At 67.4% G+C, this 3,535-nt stretch carries 7 protein-coding genes; 1 reads left to right on the forward strand and 6 read right to left on the reverse strand.

Annotated features, from left to right (window positions below):
* From WC969_15565 to WC969_15575, 3 genes are all read right to left on the reverse strand, one after another.
* The coding region (locus tag WC969_15565) for a glycosyltransferase family 2 protein (protein MFA6031267.1) at positions 1–1,287 on the reverse strand (1,287 nt) is incomplete at its 3' end.
* Positions 1,288–1,311: 24 nt separating this feature from the next.
* Complete coding sequence (locus WC969_15570; protein MFA6031268.1) at positions 1,312–1,539, reverse strand: hypothetical protein; 228 nt, start codon at positions 1,537–1,539, stop codon at positions 1,312–1,314.
* Complete coding sequence (locus tag WC969_15575) at positions 1,536–1,712, reverse strand: hypothetical protein (protein MFA6031269.1); 177 nt, start codon at positions 1,710–1,712, stop codon at positions 1,536–1,538. The genes WC969_15570 and WC969_15575 overlap by 4 nt, the downstream gene beginning before the upstream one ends.
* Positions 1,713–1,838: 126 nt before the next feature.
* Here WC969_15575 and WC969_15580 point away from each other — a divergent pair, with 126 nt between their 5' ends.
* Entirely contained in the window at positions 1,839–2,135 is a 297-nt protein-coding gene (locus WC969_15580) for a hypothetical protein (GenBank protein MFA6031270.1), read from the forward strand.
* 81 nt (positions 2,136–2,216) lie between these two features.
* Here the strand turns inward: WC969_15580 and WC969_15585 are convergent, their stop codons facing one another.
* The 3 genes from WC969_15585 to WC969_15595 are packed head-to-tail and all read right to left on the reverse strand — an operon-like array spanning position 2,217 to position 3,379.
* Positions 2,217–2,429, reverse strand: a complete 213-nt coding sequence (locus WC969_15585) for a hypothetical protein (protein MFA6031271.1) — start codon at positions 2,427–2,429, stop codon at positions 2,217–2,219.
* 51 nt (positions 2,430–2,480) lie between these two features.
* Complete coding sequence (locus WC969_15590) at positions 2,481–2,996, reverse strand: hypothetical protein (GenBank protein ID MFA6031272.1); 516 nt, start codon at positions 2,994–2,996, stop codon at positions 2,481–2,483.
* The gene (locus tag WC969_15595; protein MFA6031273.1) at positions 2,993–3,379 is read right to left on the reverse strand and encodes a hypothetical protein; all 387 of its coding nucleotides are present in this window, start codon (positions 3,377–3,379) and stop codon (positions 2,993–2,995) included. The genes WC969_15590 and WC969_15595 overlap by 4 nt, the downstream gene beginning before the upstream one ends.
* Positions 3,380–3,535 lie beyond the last annotated feature (156 nt).

The following is a 3,535-nucleotide window of genomic DNA, read 5'->3' on the forward strand; positions in this document are numbered from 1 at the left end:
GATGGCCTCGGCCTTGTCGTGCTGCAGCGTCGGGTCCGCGAGCAGCTCCTCCAGCAGCGCCTCGACCTTCTTGTACTCCTCCAGCGCGGCGTGCAGCGAGCCGGTCCGCTCCATGACCTTGCCCCAGCGCCAGCGCGTGAGCGCGGCCTGCGAGAGGCCATTGAGGCGCTGCGTGCGCGGCGTCATCGAGGGGTTGGCCTCGGGCTGGCCCAGCCTCGCCCGCGCGGCCTTCTCGAACCACTCGCTGGCGCGGGCCCAGTCCTCGACGGCGGCAGCCGTGGTCGCCCCCACGAACCAGGCGTCGGGGAGGTCGGGGCGCAGGGCCTGCGCGAGTATGAAGTGCTCGTAGGCCTCCGGCGTGCGGCCCTGGTGGGCGCGCTCGTTGCCCAGGTCGACGTGGCTGCGGTAGCGGTCGAGCGGCAGGGCGCTGTTCTGGAGCGCCGTCTCGAGGAACTCCTCGACGCGGTCCGGGCACAGGAAGTGTGCGAAGTTGGCGAGATAGCCGCACGTCCGCGGCGAGCGGTCGGTGCCGTCCTCGTAGCCGACGATGAGCGTGTTGAAGTGCCGCTCGGTCGAGAACGTGTAGTCCTCGGGCTTGAAGAGCTTCATGTGGCGGTAGAGCAGGTGCGCGAGGTAGTCGGGGCGGGTGAAGTACGCGGACGACTCCGGGACGCAGACCTCGTGGCCGGTCGAGCGCCAGACGTAGTGCGCGTCGTCGCGCATGATGCGCTCGCGGTCCTGCCACTCCATCGCCGCGCCGTGCTCGTCGGAGCGGTAGAGGTAGGGGGCGTGGATGACGCGGGTCTTCGGGCGCTTCTCCTCGACCCAGCGCAGCGTGTCGATGAGGGAGCGGTCCAACTCGCACTTCTCGCTGCCCACCTCGGGACGCCAGCGGCCATTGAGCTTGAGGAGGTCCCGCGCGTCCTCCTCCCAGAGCAGCACGTCGTCGCTGTCGATCCACGCCAGCCAGCGGCCGGACGCGAGGCGGAAGGACTCGTTGCGCGCGGCGGCAGCGTCCCAGAGCGGGTTGCCGGGCTTGTCGAACTGCGTCTCCTTCGTCCAGTCCCCCTTCGGCCCCTTGTACTCCGCGTACACGTCGGCGTACCGCCGCGCGATCTCCGGGGTGTTGTCCGAGGACATCGTGTCAACGATGACAATTTCGGCGTCGGGCGCGACCTTGCGGACGCTCTTGAGGCACGCCTCCAGGGAGCCGGGGAGGGTCGTCTCGCAGTTCCGGACGATCATGGCGAACGACAGGTACGGCTTCTCAGACGAGAGACGCTTCAAGTGAGGCTCCTTGGGGTTGAGGTTCTACCTGCGGCTGACGTGGCCCTGCGCGTCGAGGATGTCCCAGGTCCGGCCCGAGACGCTGAAGGACAGGTCGCCCTTCTTCGTCGGTGCGCCGTGGGCCTGGATGAGTTTCTTGGCGAAGATGCGCGCCGCCCAGCTGGACGGCAGGAGGAGGTCGGCTAGGAAGTCGGACCCGGTGAGGGTCGTGATCTCGAGGTGCCGGGTCGCGACGTTGGTCGGGGGGATCAAGGCTTCGGCTCCTCGGGGGTGTTCTTGATGAAGAAGGCGCGGCGCTCCAGGGCCTCGATGAGGACCTCGGTGAGCGTCATGTTTCGCTGCGCGGCCTCGATCTTCAGCTCGCGGTGGACGTTCACCGGAAAGTAGAGCGTGGTCTTCACCAGCTTCCTCGGCGGCGTCGTCATGCCGCGACGTTCTATCGATTAGCCGTCAATCTGTCAAGACGTACCCTTTGCTCTTGCTCGGATTTTCGCTCGCGCTACCTTGCGCGCGAACGCAGGACCCCTCTTGCAAGGGAAAGGAAAACCAACATGGCTCTCTTCGGCACCTTCTGGCAGAACCTCGGCCCCATCTCCGTCGCCCCCGTGACCGGCGGCGCCGCGCTCCTCGGCTACGCCGGCTACCAGCACTCGCTCGGCACGACCGCCGAAGTCGTGCTGCCCGTGCTGCGCTCGGCCGCGGCCATCGTCAACGGCACGCCGGCCCTCCTGGCCCTGCCGGGCAACGTCAGCCAGGCCACCCTGGGCTGGGCGCTCCCGTCCGTCGCCTCGATGGTGACCCTCGCCTTCGACGCCTACGCGGCGGTCATCCACTCCAGCGTCCGCTAGTCGGCCGACGCTGCAGCTGGAACGTGAAGGGGCCCCGGTGCGAACCGGGGCCCCTTCCTTTTTGCCCACTCTCGATGGGCACTACTTCTTCTGCGCGGCCATCTTCTCCAGCTTGGCGAGGAAATTCTCGTCCGGCGAGCGGCCCTTCGCGCGCCAGAGGTAGACCGAGAGCGCGGAGCAGCCAAGCTCCGCGGCCACCTCCACGTCCTTGATGCCGGCCTTGTGCATCTTGGCGAGCAGGAACTTGGCCCGCACGGCCCGCTTCTTCTGCTCCGGTGATTTCTTGTAGCCCATGACGGCCTCCTTGAACCTGTTATCTACTACAGGTTGTATACAATCGGCAACCTAGAGGCGCTCGAGAGCTTTCAGGCCGATTCCGCAGGAGTCGATGACGTTGTGGAGCAGGCTTCTCGGCGCGCCGCACTTGTCAAAGACCTCCCGCTCGGCCGACGTGAGCTTGGCGACGATGCGCTTGCCCATGATGTCGTCCGGGCCCAGCGGGTTCTTCAGGTCCTTGGGCACCTGCCCCTTCCACTGCGAGGGCAGGAACTCGTAGACCACCGCGACAGGGTAAGTCGTCGCGATGGCTGCCTGCACTCCGGCCAGCGGGAGGAGGTCGTTGTTGTCCCCCTTCTGCTTCCCTACTCGGTAGACCTGGGGCCACTCCAGCGCCAGGATGCTGACGAGCGCCGTCTCCCCCAAGTAGAGGTACACCTGCGCGGCCATCGCCCGCGCCGCCAAGGTGAACGGCGTATTCTCCACGACGCGGTTCTTGACGTAGGCGCACCTCTTGAGCACGCCCGCCTCCCAGACCGCCACACCGCACCCCCGGATGCCGGGGTCCACCGAGAGCATCATCATGCTTTCTGTGCCTCCTTCACCGCGTTCTCGGCGCGCTCGCGCCAGTTGGCCCACCACTTCTCGTCCTTCGGCTCCTCGTCCTTCGCGTCCGGGTCCACGACCTTCGTCGCGTCGATGACCTCGTTGAGCAGGTTCACCATCCCCTCGACCTCCTTGCCGGCCTGCTCGTTCCACTTCTCCCGCGCGCTCTCGATGGCCTCCTTGACCTGGGCCTCGCTCTTGAGCTCCAAGTCCCCCAGCGCCCGCGCGAGCGCCGTGCCGTTGTGGACGGGGCAGTACCGCGAGTCGCCGGCCTGGGCGCAGTGGCAGCGCACCCCCAGGAGGTCCTCGAACAGGTGCAGGGCCTGCTCGTCAAAAGGGTCCACGAAGCTGAACGACTTCACGTTGCCCCCTAGACCGGCGGCTCGTAGCCGTGGCCGGCGCAGTGCGCGCACTTCACCTTCTCGCCGTTGACCTTGACCTTGCCCGACCCCTTGCAGCAGCTGCAGGGCGCCCAGGGGGCGAGCAGCGCCTGGTCGCAGCACTTCCCGCCATACTCC

It is taken from the genome of Elusimicrobiota bacterium (assembly GCA_041660925.1).
Lineage (GTDB): Bacteria > Elusimicrobiota > Elusimicrobia > UBA1565 > UBA1565 > JBAZUV01.